Source organism: Achromobacter sp. CF-sbj1-Ac2-l, from assembly GCF_052698165.1.
Genome location: NZ_CP199855.1, coordinates 1,815,836 through 1,829,944, shown reverse-complemented (window position 1 = coordinate 1,829,944; position 14,109 = coordinate 1,815,836). Strand labels below are relative to the sequence as shown.

12 protein-coding genes and 1 tRNA gene are annotated in these 14,109 nt (G+C 65.7%); 1 reads left to right on the top strand and 12 read right to left on the bottom strand.

Annotated elements, in window-relative coordinates; all coding sequences use genetic code 11:
* Positions 1-33: 33 nt before the first annotated feature.
* Positions 34-1,262 (top strand): IS3 family transposase gene (locus ACUDCK_RS08420; protein ID WP_445659301.1). Its coding sequence is split into 2 segments (ribosomal slippage): positions 34-381 and positions 384-1,262, totalling 1,227 coding nucleotides; the frame shifts between segments, so codons are not numbered across the junction.
* A gap of 178 nt (positions 1,263-1,440) precedes the next feature.
* Here the strand turns inward: ACUDCK_RS08420 and ACUDCK_RS08415 are convergent.
* From ACUDCK_RS08415 to rnr, 12 genes are all read right to left on the bottom strand, one after another.
* Entirely contained in the window at positions 1,441-3,369 is a 1,929-nt protein-coding gene (locus ACUDCK_RS08415; RefSeq protein WP_064524117.1) for a potassium transporter Kup, read from the bottom strand.
* Positions 3,366-4,481, bottom strand: coding sequence for a sensor histidine kinase (locus ACUDCK_RS08410; RefSeq protein ID WP_100504315.1), 1,116 nt, complete (start codon positions 4,479-4,481; stop codon positions 3,366-3,368). Before ACUDCK_RS08410 ends, ACUDCK_RS08415 begins: the two co-directional genes overlap by 4 nt.
* Positions 4,482-4,568: 87 nt before the next feature.
* The gene (locus ACUDCK_RS08405) at positions 4,569-5,240 is read right to left on the bottom strand and encodes a response regulator transcription factor (protein WP_006218435.1); all 672 of its coding nucleotides are present in this window, start codon (positions 5,238-5,240) and stop codon (positions 4,569-4,571) included.
* A gap of 65 nt (positions 5,241-5,305) precedes the next feature.
* Positions 5,306-5,773: an ExbD/TolR family protein gene (locus tag ACUDCK_RS08400; RefSeq protein WP_175168322.1), complete on the bottom strand. Its 468-nt coding sequence runs from the start codon at positions 5,771-5,773 to the stop codon at positions 5,306-5,308.
* Positions 5,773-6,771 (bottom strand): MotA/TolQ/ExbB proton channel family protein, encoded by a 999-nt coding sequence (locus tag ACUDCK_RS08395; RefSeq protein WP_175168321.1) that lies wholly within the window; start codon positions 6,769-6,771, stop codon positions 5,773-5,775. The genes ACUDCK_RS08400 and ACUDCK_RS08395 overlap by 1 nt, the downstream gene beginning before the upstream one ends.
* Before the next feature lies 1 nt (position 6,772).
* Positions 6,773-7,570, bottom strand: coding sequence for an energy transducer TonB (locus ACUDCK_RS08390; RefSeq protein ID WP_049072584.1), 798 nt, complete (start codon positions 7,568-7,570; stop codon positions 6,773-6,775).
* A 338-nt stretch (positions 7,571-7,908) separates the two neighbouring features.
* Positions 7,909-7,984 (bottom strand) — tRNA-Val (locus ACUDCK_RS08385).
* 148 nt (positions 7,985-8,132) lie between these two features.
* Complete coding sequence (locus ACUDCK_RS08380) at positions 8,133-8,405, bottom strand: HU family DNA-binding protein (protein WP_003812968.1); 273 nt, start codon at positions 8,403-8,405, stop codon at positions 8,133-8,135.
* Between the two features lie 356 nt (positions 8,406-8,761).
* Positions 8,762-9,442, bottom strand: a complete 681-nt coding sequence (locus tag ACUDCK_RS08375; protein WP_054501291.1) for a Fe2+-dependent dioxygenase — start codon at positions 9,440-9,442, stop codon at positions 8,762-8,764.
* Between the two features lie 53 nt (positions 9,443-9,495).
* Positions 9,496-10,740 (bottom strand): cystathionine gamma-synthase family protein, encoded by a 1,245-nt coding sequence (locus ACUDCK_RS08370; protein WP_054501292.1) that lies wholly within the window; start codon positions 10,738-10,740, stop codon positions 9,496-9,498.
* A 42-nt stretch (positions 10,741-10,782) separates the two neighbouring features.
* The gene (gene rlmB, locus ACUDCK_RS08365) at positions 10,783-11,520 is read right to left on the bottom strand and encodes a 23S rRNA (guanosine(2251)-2'-O)-methyltransferase RlmB (protein WP_054433280.1); all 738 of its coding nucleotides are present in this window, start codon (positions 11,518-11,520) and stop codon (positions 10,783-10,785) included.
* Positions 11,521-11,608: 88 nt separating this feature from the next.
* On the bottom strand, positions 11,609-14,074 hold the full coding sequence (gene rnr, locus ACUDCK_RS08360; protein WP_054501293.1) for a ribonuclease R: 2,466 nt from the start codon (positions 14,072-14,074) through the stop codon (positions 11,609-11,611).
* Positions 14,075-14,109: the final 35 nt, after the last annotated feature.

The following is a 14,109-nucleotide window of genomic DNA, read 5'->3' as shown; positions in this document are numbered from 1 at the left end:
TGACACCTTTTTGAGAGAAAAAAGGAGAGTCAATTGGAATCAAGGATCAAGCGAACCCAGCGGGATTACAGCCTGGCTTTTAAACTGTCGGTGGTCGAGCAGGTGGAAAAAGGCGAGCTGACGTACAAAGAGGCGCAGCGTCGCTACGGGATCCAAGGCCGGTCGACGGTGCTGGTGTGGCTGCGCAAGCATGGTCGCCCGGGCTGGAGTGGCTGGAGCTTGCCGACGGTCAGAGGAGTGGATATGGATCGTCAGGGCAAGGGACTCACGCCCGAGCAGCGGATCAAGGAGCTGGAGGTTCAGCTCAAGGAGGCGCGCGAGAAGGCGCAGTTGTTCGAGGCCGTGGTCAACGTGCTGGAGAAAGACTACGGGGTGCGCGTCGTAAAAAAGCCTTCGGGCAAGTCCTCACGCAAAAGCTCGTCCAAGGGTTGAGCGTGGCAAGGGCTTGCCGCTACATGGGGCACAGCCGCCAGGCCTATTACAAGGGCAGGCGCAGGGAGCGAGAGCGCCAGCAGCAGGCTTGCCAGGTGGTGTCGATGGTGACGGCGTTGCGGGTCCGGCAACCGAAGTTGGGTACGCGTAAGCTACATCACGTGCTGCGCCAGCCGCTGCGCGAGGCGGGGATCAAGGCCGGGCGCGATGCGCTGTTCGACATCCTGCGCAGCGCCCGGATGCTGGTCAGACCGCGCCGGGCGTATCACAAGACCACGGACAGCCATCACCGCTTCCGGCGCCACCCGAACCTGCTCAAGGCGGGTCAAGGCCAGGTGGTGGCGACCGGCCCCGAGCAGGTCTGGGTGGCGGACATCACCTACCTGCCGACCGACCAGCGGTGCACCTACTTGAGCCTGGTGACCGATGCCTACTCGCGCAAGATCGTGGGCTACCACGTGGCCGAGAATCTGCAGACCGAAGGGGTGCGCCGCGCGCTGGAGATGGCGTTGCGCTCGCGGCGCTCGAGTCAGCCGTTGGTGCACCACTCGGATCGAGGCATCCAGTACTGCTCGACGTACTACCAGCGCCTGCACGCCCGCCATGGCATCCGTTGCTCGACGACCGACGGCTACGACTGCTACCAGAATGCCTTGGCCGAGCGGGTCAACGGCATCCTGAAGGGAGAGCTGTTGCTCCAAAGACCCGCTGATCTGGCCCAAGCCAGGCTCATGGTCAGGCAGTCTGTCCAGATCTACAACACCGAGCGCCCACATCTGTCCCTACAATGCAAAACACCCGATGAAGTTCATCGGGTGCTCAGTCCGTAATCGCTACGGATACCGTCCCGTAGGTGTCAACCTAGGGCAGGACGGGTCAGCAACAACCACAAGATACTCGCCCCTGCCAACAAACTGTAGGCAAGCACGCCACGAAAACCACCCGCCCCAGCAGCCGCCAACGGGCGTCTCAAGAACTCGAACAACAACCGCCCCAGCCCAACAACGCCTACAACTCCACCTGCATCCCCATCTCCACGACCCGATTCGCCGGAATCTTGAAAAACTTCGTGCTCCGCGTCGAATTGCGCGCCATGAACGAGAACACCGCCCGCCGCCAGCGCCACAGCGCCGGCTTCCTGGCCGCCACCACCGTCTGCCGCGAAAGGAAATAGGACGTGCGCATCGGCTCCAGATCCAGCTCCGGATACGCCTCGGCCACCAACCGCAGCGCCTCCGGCACATCCGGATCTTCCTTGAAACCGTAGTTGATCGTCGCCGCCCAGCTCGACGCGCTCATCTTCTGCACCGTGAAGCGCTCGTCCTCGGACACATAGGGCACGTCGGCTACCCGGATCGTCAGGAACAGCACATGGTCATGCAGCACCTTGTTGTGCTTGAGGTTGTGCAGCAGCGCCGGCGGCACGTTGCCCGAATTCATCGTCATGAAGATCGCCGTGCCCGGCACCCGCGACGGCGGATAGGCCTCCAACTGCTCCATGAACTCCTTGAGCGGCTGGCGATCGCGCTGCTGCATGTCCGAGAGCAGCCGGCGGCCCCGGCGCCACGTCATCATCAGCGTGAACACCACGATCGCCACCACCAGCGGTAGCCAGCCGCCTTCATGGATCTTGAACACGTTGGCCGAGAACAGCAGCACATCGAACAGCAGCAACAGGCCCAGCACCACGAACCACAGCATGCGCTTGGCGCCCGTGGTGCCGCGCGGCAGCACCGCGAACGCCAGCACCGAGGTCGTCAGCATCGTCCCCGTCACCGCGAAACCGTAGGCCGCCGCCAGGTTGTCCGAATTGCGGAACACCAGCACCAGCACCAGCACCGCGCACAACAGCAGCGCATTGACCTGCGGCAGATAGATCTGGCCCTTCTCCACCGCCGACGTATGCAGGATCTGCATGCGCGGCCAGAAGCCCAGTTGCACCGCCTGGCGCGTCACCGAGTACGCGCCGGAGATCACCGCCTGCGACGCCACGATGGTGGCCACCGTGGCCAGCGCCACCAGCGGCGCCAGGCCCCATTCCGGCGCCATCATGAAGAACGGATTGCGGATCGCGCCGGGATCGCGCAACAGCAGCGCGCCCTGGCCGAAATAGCACAGCGTCAACGCCGGCAGCACCATGCTGAACCAGGCGCTGCGGATGGCCGGGCGGCCGAAGTGGCCCATATCGGCATACAGGGCCTCGGCGCCCGTCAGCGCCAGCACCACCGCGCCCAGCAGCACGAAACTGATCCACGGGAACTCGACGATGAAACGCAGGCCCCACATCGGATTGAGCGCCGCCAGCACCTCGGGCGTCTGCCAGATCTGCCAGCCGCCCAGCGCGGCCAGCGTGCCGAACCACAGCAGCATCACCGGCCCGAACAGCTTGCCCATGGCGCCCGTGCCATGCGACTGGATCGCGAACAGCGCCACCAGCACCACCAGCGCCAGCGGCACCACCCACGCATCCAGCGTGTGCGAAACGATGCCAATCCCTTCCAGCGCCGACAGCACTGAAATCGCCGGCGTGATCATGCTGTCGCCATAGAACAGCGCCGCGCCGAAGATGCCCAGCACGATCAGGATCCAGCGCAGCTTGCCGTCCCGGTTGCGCACCGCCAGCTCCAGCAGCGCTAGCGTGCCGCCTTCGCCGCGGTTGTCGGCGCGCAGGATCAGCGTCACATATTTCAGCGACACCACCACCATCAGCATCCAGAACAGGATGGACAGCACGCCCAGCAAGTGGGCCGGCTCCAGGTCGGTGTGCACGCTCAGCCCGGTCAGGCAGGCCCGCAGGGTGTACAGCGGACTGGTGCCGATATCGCCGTACACCACGCCCAGCGCCCCCAGGACGAGGGCGGCGCGGGAGGACGGGGCGTGGCCGGCGGGCGCCCCACCGGTGGAAGAAGAAGGAACGCTGACCGAGCCCTGGCTCATGATGTGGGTTCTTGCCGAGTGAGTTGAGCCCCCTTGCGAGGGCCGGGAAACACGACCGACAGCCGCGTTCCGGAAAAATCGGGCCGGCTGGTGAGCTTCCACCAGGCGCCGTGGGCGTGCGCGATCTCGCGCACGATCGCCAGGCCCAGCCCCGAACCGCCGGCCGTGACTGACGGCGAACGATAGAACGCCTCGAACACGCGATCGCGTTCTTCGGGGGGGATGCCGGGGCCGTCGTCCTCCACCGTCAGCGACGGCGGATTGGCGCCGACGATCAGGGTGATCTTGCCGGTGGCGTTGCCGTAGCGCAGCGCGTTGTCGATCAGGTTGCCCAGCAGTTCAGCCAGCAACAAGGGATCGGCGTCGATCCAGATCGGCGCGTCCGGCGCCACCAGGTCCAGTTCATAGCGCGCTTCGCGCACTCGCGGGAACCATTCGGCGCCATGCGCCCGCACCCATTCGCACAGGTCGATACGCACGAAACTATCCTGCGGCCGCGCATTGGGATCGGCGCGCGCCAGCACCAGCAGTTGCTGGCCCAGCCGGATCATGCGGTCACTGACCGCCTTGATGCGTTCGGCGCGCGCGCGCACGTCGTCGGGCAAGGGCCGCGCCAGCATCAGTTCGGATTCCAGCCGCAGGCCGGACAGCGGCGTGCGCAATTGGTGCGCGGCGTGGCCGATGAAGCGGCGCTGCGCCGCCAGCGAGGCATCCAGCCGCAGCAGCAGATCGTTGGTGTGAGTGACCAGCGGTTCGATCTCGACCGGCACGCCGGCCACTTCCAGCGGCTGCATGTCGTCGATGGAACGCTGGCGGATTTCCTCGGACAGATGATTGACCGAGCGCAGGCCGGAACGCACGCCCTGCACCACCACCCAGGTGAACAGGCCGATCAGCATCACCTGCCCCACCACCATCAGCCAGAAGAAATCCTCCAGCATCCACAGCGACATGTCGATCTTGTGGGTGATGACCCAGGTGGCGGCCAGGTCCAGCAGCACCAGCAACAGGATCGGCGGCATCAGCCGGATGACCAGATGCCGCGCGAGCGAGCGGGACGGGAGCAAGGGGCGTGGGGCGGGCGGAGCGGAAGGAATGCGTTCTGACGTCATGACGCGGTGCCCTCGCTGTGGGCGGATGGGGAGTCAGGCCGCCGCGGGCTGGCGGGGCCAACCGGCTTCGGGCGGCCAGCCGGGCCGTCAGGCCGTTTCCACATCCAGCATGTAGCCGAAGCCACGCACCGTCTGGATGCTGGCGCCCGTGCCTTCCAGGCGCTTGCGCAGGCGGTACACATAGACTTCCACTGCGTTCTCGCTGAAGTCGGCGTCCCAGGCGGACAGCGAATTGACGATCTGGCGCTTGGTGACCACGCGGCCGACGCGCGCCATCAGCATTTCCAGCACGGACAGCTCGCGCACCGACAGCGACAGGCGCTGGCCGTTGGCCCGCACCTCGCGGCCGACGGTGTCGAATACCAGCGGACCGACCTCGATCAACGGCTGCGCCTGTCCGGCCCGCCGGCGGCCGAATGCGCGCACCCGGGCGGCCAGTTCGGGCAGCTCGAAGGGTTTGGTGACGTAGTCGTCGGCGCCGGCATCCAGGCCGGCGACGCGGTCCTCGATGCCGTCGCGGGCGGTCAGGATCAGCACCGGAACCTGGTTGCCATCCTGGCGCAACTGGCGCAGCACGTCCAGGCCGCTCATGCCGGGCAGATTGAGGTCGAGCAGCATTAGGTCATACGGCTGGCCGGCCAGTGCGCCCAGAACCCGGTCGCCCTCGGTCAGCCAGTCGACCGCATAACCTTGGTCGGCCAGGAATTCCTGGAGCGCGTGGCCCAGGGTGGTGTCGTCTTCGATTACCAGAACTCGCATGCCGCGATTCTAGCGCGATCCCGGAAAAAACGGGGCGCGAAATGCGCCCCGTTGTTGGGAATCGTTCAACGGGCGGATGGCGCCGGGGTGCCCGGGGTCTCTGCCGCCGCCCCGCTCGAGGGCGGCGTGGTGACGAAGCCGATGCGTGTCATCCCCGAGCGGCGAGCCGAGGCCATGACCTTGGCCAGCGTCTCGTAGCGCGTGTTCTGGTCGGCGCGGATGCGGATCTCGGGTTGCGGCTTGGTGCCGGCGATCGACTTGAAGCGATTGGGCAGGTCGTCGATATTGACCGGCTTTTCGTCCCAGAACAGCGCGCCCCCGGCATCGATGGCCAGGTCCACGGTCTTGGGTTCTTCCTCGATCTGCTCGGCGGCCACCTGAGGCATGTTGATCTTGATCGAATGCGCCAGCAGCGGCGCCGTGATGATGAAGATCACCAGCAGCACCAGCATGACGTCGATCAGCGGCACCATGTTGATCTCGGAAACCGTATGGGTGCCGGACCCTTTGCCCTCGAAGCTGCCAAAAGCCATTATTCGCTCCCGCGTTGGACCGCGGCGCCGTTACCGTGCTGGCGGCGCAGGGCGCGCACCTTGCTGTCCGACAGCGCCACTTGCTGGCCGGTCGTCAGGAAGGCGAACAGGTCGTGCGCGAAGGCGTCAAGGCGCGACAGGTAGACGCGGTTGTTGCGCACGAAGGTGTTGTAGGCCAGCACCGCCGGAATGGCGACCGCCAGGCCCAGGCCGGTCATGATCAGGGCCTCGCCCACCGGACCGGCGATGCGGTTGATGGTGACGCCATCGGACAGGCCGATGCCGACCAGGGCATGGTACACGCCCCACACCGTGCCGAACAGGCCGACGAACGGCGCCGTCGACCCCACCGAGGCCAGCACCGTCAGGCCGTTTTCGAGCTTCGCGGTTTCCTCGTCGATCACCTTGCGCATGGTGCGGGTGACGAAATCGCTGCTCGAACCCGCCTCTTCCAGCTTGGTGGCGCCGAACTTGTTGTGGTGCGCCTGGGCGTGCATGGCGTGGCTGGCCAGATGCGAGAACGGATCGCGCGCGCCGTGCGTGGTGATCTCGTGCTCGACCTGCTCCAGCGAGCTGGCGTTCCAGAACTTGTTGAGGAAATCGACCGAGCGGCGACGCATGCTGATGTTGCTGCCGACCTTGACCAGGATCAGGTACCAGGTCACCAGCGACATCAGGATCAGGATGATGAACAGGCTCTTGCCGACGAAGTCGCTCTGGGCGACGAAGTGCAGGAAGCCCATGTCGGGGACGGGCGCGGGCGCCGGGGCGACCGCAGGCAGCGCCGCGGCGGCGCTGTGCAGCGCATCCGCGGATTGCTGGACGGCGCCGGTGGCCTGCTGGACGATGCCGCCGGCCGCGGTCGCGGCTTGCTGGGCGGCGGGTGCCGCGGCGGCGGCGGGCGCCGCGGCGGCGGCGGGTGCCGCGGCCGCCGGAGCCGCTGCCGGGCTGGTGGCCGCCTGCGCCACCAGGGTGGCGCTGTGCATTGCGTTGGACATCTCAGTTCCTCATTACGAAATCGAACGGAATCTTTGCTTTGGCGGGATATGCCACGCCATTGCGGCTATAGGGTTTCATGCGGGCCTTGCGCGCGGCGGCCAGTGCCGACTCGTCCAGCCTGGGGAAGCCCGAGGACGCGTCGATCGTGGCCCGCTCGACCAGCCCCTGGGTATTGATTTCCACCAGCACCACCACCCGCCCCTCTTCCCGCATGCGGCGCGATGCCATCGGGTAGTTGGGCATCGGTCGCGCGCCCAGGTATTCGATCTGGGTTTCCTGCAGGATCTGGTCGGGCGGCGGACCCTGGCGCGGGGCCTGGGTGGTCTGCGCGCCTTCCGTGGCGCCGGCCGGCGGCGTTTCCACCGGCGGCGTCTCTGGCTTGGGCTCGGGTTTGACTTCCTGCTTGGGCTGGGGCTTGGGTTTGGGTTTGGGCTTCGGCTTGGGGGCCGGCATCGGCGGCTTCTCGACCACCGGCTCGGGTTCGGGCTCGGGTTCCGGCTCCACCTTGGGATCCGGTTCGGTTTCGGGCTCGATCTCGGGCTGCGGCTCGGGCGGCGGTTCCGTCACCGGCTGCGGCACTTCCGGCGTGGGCTCGGCTTTGGCGATCTGCGGCGTGGGCGCATCCACCACACTGACCATGATGGCCTCGGGTTCCTCCAGTTCAGGGCGGTTCTCGGGCGCCAGGTAAATGGCATAGACCACCGCGGCATGTAGCGCAACGACCGCCAGGCCTGCGCCTATGCGTATACCAAGGGAAGACGGCGGTGAAGAGTTCAAACCACGTTGAAAGCTAGGCATGAATCAGCCAGGGTGCATTAACTTATCTGGCCAGCCAGGAAAAAACGCGCGCAACGAGCGCACGCCGGCTGACCGGTACAAGCCAAAGATCATAGCTTAAATGCGAATGATTCGCACGTCATATTTCGTCTGCAATAGCGTAACACCCTGATGCGGCGCCAACCCCGCGCCGGAATACACGCCACCAACGCACACCACCAACGCGCGCTCCCAATGCACGCAACCCATACCGCAACCCAGGCATGCGAACGAAACACGAAGCCGAAATACGAACCCGAAGCGCACAAACAAAAAACCCGCCACGTTACCGTGTGCGGGTTTCTGTTTTGGCTTGCTGATGGTGGGTGCTACAGGGGTCGAACCTGTGACCTACGCCTTGTAAGGGCGCCGCTCTACCAACTGAGCTAAGCACCCGTCCTGATGATGGTTTCGCCGCGAACGAACTGCGGAGAAAACGCTAGCCGGGGTACTCAAAAGCAATACGCGGGCCGGAGTATACCGGACCGCGTACCTGTCGGCAAATCAACGCAGGCCGTGCCCGCTCGATTCGCCGATCCGTCAATTAGTTGACGGCGTCCTTCAGGGCCTTGCCCGGACGGAACTTCGGCACCTTGGCCTTCTTGATCTTGATGGTTTCGCCCGTGCGCGGGTTGCGGCCGGTGCGAGCGGCGCGAGCCGACACGGCAAACGTGCCGAAGCCCACCAGGGTGACCGTACCGCCCTTCTTCAGGGTGGTCTTGACGGCGCCAATCAGGGCGTCAAGCGAACGACCGGCGGCAGCCTTGGAGATATCGGCCTTGCTGGCAATGTGATCGATGAGTTCGGTTTTGTTCATTCAGGTGTACCCCTCACAAGGTATGGAGTCTGCCGGGAGTGCAGTTCATCATGGCTGCCATCTTGGACATCACGACTTGCGCGTAGACCCGACAAACGACGAACAGACTAGTGGATAAACTTTTTCTTGCGCTGCAAAGCACAACTTTTAAACTGCTGCGCCGCCTAGGTTTCAAGGGCTTTCGAGCCCGTGAACCGTCAGCGACGCAGACATGTATTAGGCCTTGGCGTAGAGCGGCTGTCAAGCGAAAACCTCACGTCAAGCCGCACCAATACTAGCTTTTAGGCCTTTTCGCAATAAACAAAAACGCGCATTTCGGGGTTTGCGCGACACCGGCGCAACGCCCCGAAATTCGCTCACACATCGGCCCAGCGGCGCAGCAGGTTGTGATAGATGCCGGTGAGCTGCACGATCGAGGGATGGCCGGCCGCGTCCTGGTTCAGACGCTGTATGGCGACGTCCATATCGAGCAGCAAGGCACGCTGGCTGTCCTCGCGCACGAGGCTCTGCATCCAGAAGAACGCGCTCACGCGCGCGCCACGCGTCACCGGGTTGACCTTGTGCAGGCTGGTGCCGGGATACAGCACCATGTGGCCGGCGGGCAGTTTCACCGTGCGCGGACCGTAGGTGTCGTCGATGACGAGCTCGCCGCCGTCGTAGGAATCGGGATCGGAAAAAAACAGCGTGGCCGACAGGTCGGTGCGCACCCGCTCGGCGGTGCCGGCGATGCCGCGCACGGCGTTGTCGACGTGATAACCGAAGGCCTCGCCACCCTCGTAGCGGTTGAACAGCGGCGGGAAGATCTTGCGCGGCAGCGCCGCCGACATGAACAGGTTGTTGCCGGACAGGCGCTGCAGGATCAGGTTGCCGAGTTCCTGCGCCAGCGGATGCTGCTCGGACAACTGGCGGTTGTGCTTGACCGAGGCGGACTGGAAGCCCGCGGTAACCTTGCCATCCACCCAGTCGGCGGCATCGAGACGCTGGCGGATGGCGGCCGCCTCGTCGGGAGTGAATACTTCGGCGATCTGTATGAGCATGGATTCCTGCGCAGGTCACGGCCGGCGCGTCACCGCGCCGAAGCCCCGCCCGATTATCCCTGCAGGCAGCCGTTGAGCGCCTGATCGAAGTCAAATAGCAGATCAGTCTCATCCTCGATGCCCACCGACACCCGGATCAGGCTATCGGCGATGCCCATCTGCTTGCGACGCTCGGCGCCCATCTCGTAGTAGATGGTGTGCGCGGCAGGCAGCGCCAGGCTGCGCGTGTCGCCCAGGTGCGTGGCCATCAGCACGATGCGCAGGCGGTTCAGGAAATCGAAGCAGTCCACGCCGTCGGCCAGCTCCACGCCCAGCAGCCCGCCGAAGCGCGCGCCGAACAGCGCCGCGGCGCGCGCATGCTGCGGATGGCTGGCCAGGCCCGGATAATGCACCTTGGCCACGCCGCGATGCTCTTCCAGGAAGCGCGCCAGCGCGAGTGCGTTGGAACAATGCTTGGCCATGCGCAGCGCCAGCGTCTCGGCGCCCACCGCGATGCGATGCGCGGGCTCGGCCGCGAGCGTGCCGCCCATGTCGCGCAGGCCCTTCTTCTTGATCTGGGTCAGCCCCCAACCGGTGGAGGGGCCTTTGCGATAGGCGTCGTAGATGTTCGAATAGCCTGCCCAGTCGAACAGGCCGGTGTCGGTGACCGCGCCGCCCAGCGCGTTGCCATGGCCGCCGATGTACTTCGACAGCGAGTTCATGACCAGCGACGCGCCGACCGTCGACGGCCGGAACATCCACGGCGAGGTCAGCGTGTTGTCCACGACGTAGACCAGCCCCTTCTCGCGGCAGATTTCGCCAATGACCGCCAGGTCCGCGACCTGGGTCCCGGGGTTGGCGATGGTCTCGGTGAACACCATGCGGGTGTTGGGCTGGATCGCCGCGCGCACCTGCGCCGAATCGGTGGCATCCACGAAAGTGATCTCCACGCCCAGTTCCAGCAGCGTGCCCAGCAGGCTGTTGGTGTTGCCGAACACGTACTGGCTCGACACCAGATGGTCGCCCCGGCGCAGCAGCGTGGTGAAAATGGCGGCCAGCGCGGCCATGCCGGTGGCAAAGCTCACCGTGCCCTTGCCGGCTTCCATGTGGTTGATCTTCGCTTCCAGCGCCGTGGTGGTCGGCGTCCCCTGGCGAGCGTAGGTGAAACCAGGCTTGCCCTGGAACACCGCGGCCAGCTCGCGCGCATCGGCGTAGGCGAACTCCGACGAGGGATGCATGGGCTTGTGCACCGCTCCGTGCTCGACGGATTGCTGGCGGTCGGAATGGAGGATCGTGGTGGTAAAGCCGTTCTGGTGCATGATGGGCTGCGCGGGAAGGAAGATAGCGATGGAAAAGACAGTTCAGGCGCGACGCTGGCGCACGGTTTCGTAAAGGCAGACGGCGCTGGCCACGCTGACGTTCAGGCTCTCGACCGATCCGAGCATCGGGATGTTCACGAGCTGATCGCAGGTCTCCCGCGTCAGGCGGCGCATGCCCTCGCCTTCGGCCCCCATGACCCAGGCCATCGGCTGGCGCGCGTCGATCTGGTGCATGCTGTCGGTCGCCTGGTCGTCGGTGCCCACCAGCCACACGCCACGGTCCTTCAGGCCGCGCATGGTGCGTGCCAGGTTGGTGACCATCAGGTAGGGCACGGTATCGGCCGCGCCGCACGCCACGCGCTGCACCGTGCTGTTCAATCCCACCGCGCGGTCGCGCGGCGCGATCACGGCATGCACGCCGGCGGCGTCCGCCGTGCGCAGGCAGGCGCCCAGATTGTGCGGATCGGTCACGCCGTCCAGGATCAGCAGCAGCGGCGGCCCCTCGATCACGTCGAGCACTTCATCCACGTCCACCGCCAACTGGCGCTCTTCGGCCAGCGCCACCACGCCCTGGTGGCGGGTGCCGCGCGCCAGGCCATCGAGGCGCTCCATGGCGACCGGATGCAGACGGCAGCCCGCCTTTTCAACCTGCTCGATGAACGTCTGCATGCGCTTGTCGCGACGCGACGCTTCTACGTAGATTTCCTTGATCGAGTCGGGCGCGTGGCGTAGCCGCGCGACAACCGCGTGAAACCCGGCAAGGACTTGGGTCGACGCCATAAATGCAAATACCTTTAGAAAAACGGATGCCCGCCCCAGAGGGGGGCGGGCCGCCGGACGTATCCGGCCATAGCCGCAATGTTACCCCTTAGTGGCGCTTGCGCACCGCCTTCTTGGCCGGCGCGGCGCGTTGCGGGGTCTTGGGCGGCTTGCCGGCCTTCTTGGCTTCGGCTCGCCGCTCCTTCGCGGTCTGGCCCTTGAGCGCGGCCGGCTTGGGCGCCGCCGCCTTCTTGACGCGGCGCGGACCCTCGTCCGGACCACGCGCGGACGCCTTGCGCAGGGCGTCGAAACTGGTGCCTTGCACCAGGCGGAACTCGATGCGGCGCGCCTCCAGGTCGACGCGCGACACCTGCACCTGGACCTTGTCGGTCAGGCGGTAGCGCATGCCGGTGCGTTCGCCGCGCAACTCGTGCAGCGCATCGTTGAACTGGAAGTATTCGCCGCCCAGCTCGGACACGTGCACCAACCCTTCGACGTGCAGCGTATCCAGCGTGACGAAGATGCCGAAGCTGGCCACGCCGGTGACGGTGCCGCTGAAGTCCTCGCCCACGCGCTCCTTGACGAACCAGCACTTGAGCCAGGCCTCGACGTCGCGCGAGGCTTCATCGGCGCGGCGTTCGCTGGCCGACAGGACAAGGCCCATCTTTTCCCAGATGGCGTGTTCGTGCTCGCGCTGGGTGCGGCCAATGACGACCGGCTGGTCGTCCAGGCTCGGCACGTAGCGCTGGCCGGCCAGCAAGGCCTTGATGACCCGGTGCGTCAGCAGGTCGGGATAGCGCCGGATCGGCGAGGTGAAATGGCTGTAGCCGGGATAGGCCAGGCCGAAGTGGCCCACGTTGTCCGGGCTATAGATGGCCTGCTGCATGGAGCGCAGGCACATGGTCTGCAGCAACTGGTAGTCGGGACGGCCGCGCACGGAGTCGAGGAAGTCGCCGTAGTCCTTGGCCGTGGGCGTATCGCCCCCGCCCAGCGACAGGCCCATCGTGCGCAGGAACTCGCGCAGCGATTGCAGGCGCTCGGGCGTCGGCCCCTCGTGGATCCGGTACAGGCCCGGATGCTTGCTGCGCGTCATGAAATCGGCCGCGCAGGTGTTGGCCGCCAGCATGCACTCTTCGATCAGCTTGTGGGCATCGTTGCGCACCGACGGCACGATCTGTTCGATGCGGCCCAGCTCGTTGCAGACGATCTTGGTCTCGACCGTATCGAAATCGATCGCGCCGCGCTTCTTGCGGCTCTGCGACAACAGGTGGAACAGTTCATACAGGCTCTGCACCTGCGGCATGACGGCGCGCATGGCATGGGCCGCCGGGCCGCCGGGCTGCTGCAGCGCCGCCCAGATATTGGTATAGGTGGTGCGGGCATGCGAGTGCATCACCGCGTTGTAGAACTGGTATGCCGTAACGGTGCCGGCCTTGGCGCCCGACGCCGGGATCACCATGTCGCAGACCAGCACCAGGCGATCGACATCGGGATTCAGGGAGCACAGGCCGTTGGACAGCGACTCGGGCAGCATCGGAATGACGCGGCGCGGGAAATACACGCTGGTGCCGCGCTCGAGCGCGTCATCGTCCAGCGCGTCGCCGGGACGCACGTAGTGGCTGACGTCGGCAATGGCCACCAACAGGCGCCAGCCCGGCCGCTTGCGCTGGCCCGTGCCCAGTTCGACCGCCTCGCAATAGACGGCGTCGTCGAAGTCGCGCGCGTCTTCGCCGTCGATGGTGATCAGGGGCACGTCGCGCAGGTCGACGCGGTCTTTCAGGTCGCCCTTGCGGACCACGTCCGGCAGGCGGGCGGCCTGCTTGCGCGCGGCCTCGGAGAATTCGACGGGCACATCGAACTTGCGCACCGCGATCTCGATTTCCATGCCGGGATCGTCGATCTCGCCCAGCACCTCGGACACGCGGCCCAGCGGCTGCGTATGGCGGGTGGGCTGCTCCATGATCTCGACCGACACCACCTGCCCGTGTTGGGCGCCGTTGGTGTCGCTGGGCGGAATCAGGATGTCATGCTTGATGCGCTGGTCTTCCGGCACCACGATGGACAAGCCATGCTCGTGCAGGAAGCGCCCCACCAGTTTGTTGGTGCGGCGCTCGATGACCTCGACGATGGTGCCTTCCGGCTTGCCCCGGTATTCGCCCGACGGCTTGACCAGCACGCGGTCGCCGTGCAGCACCTTGAGCATTTCGCGCGGCGACAGGAACAGGTCCGGCCCGCCGTCATCGCGCAGCAGGAAGCCGAAACCGTCGCGGTGGCCCAGCACCTTGCCCGCCACGAAGTCCAGCTTGGTGGCCAGCAGCAGCACGCCCTTGCGGTTGGGCATCAATTGGCCATCGCGCTCCATCGCGCCCAGGCGGCGCTCGAATCCCACCATCGTCGCAGGACGCTCCACGCCCATGCGCTCGGCGAGTTCCACCGGAGATAACGGCGCCCCCGCGGATCGCAGCGCTTTCAGGATGGCTTCACGGGACGGGACATCGGGATCGAAGTCTGGCGGCGCTTCCGGCAACGGAGTGGATCTGTTGTTGTTCGATTCGTTATTCGATCGTTTTGCCAAAGCTAATTTTTCCGTATATAATGCGCAGCTTCTGT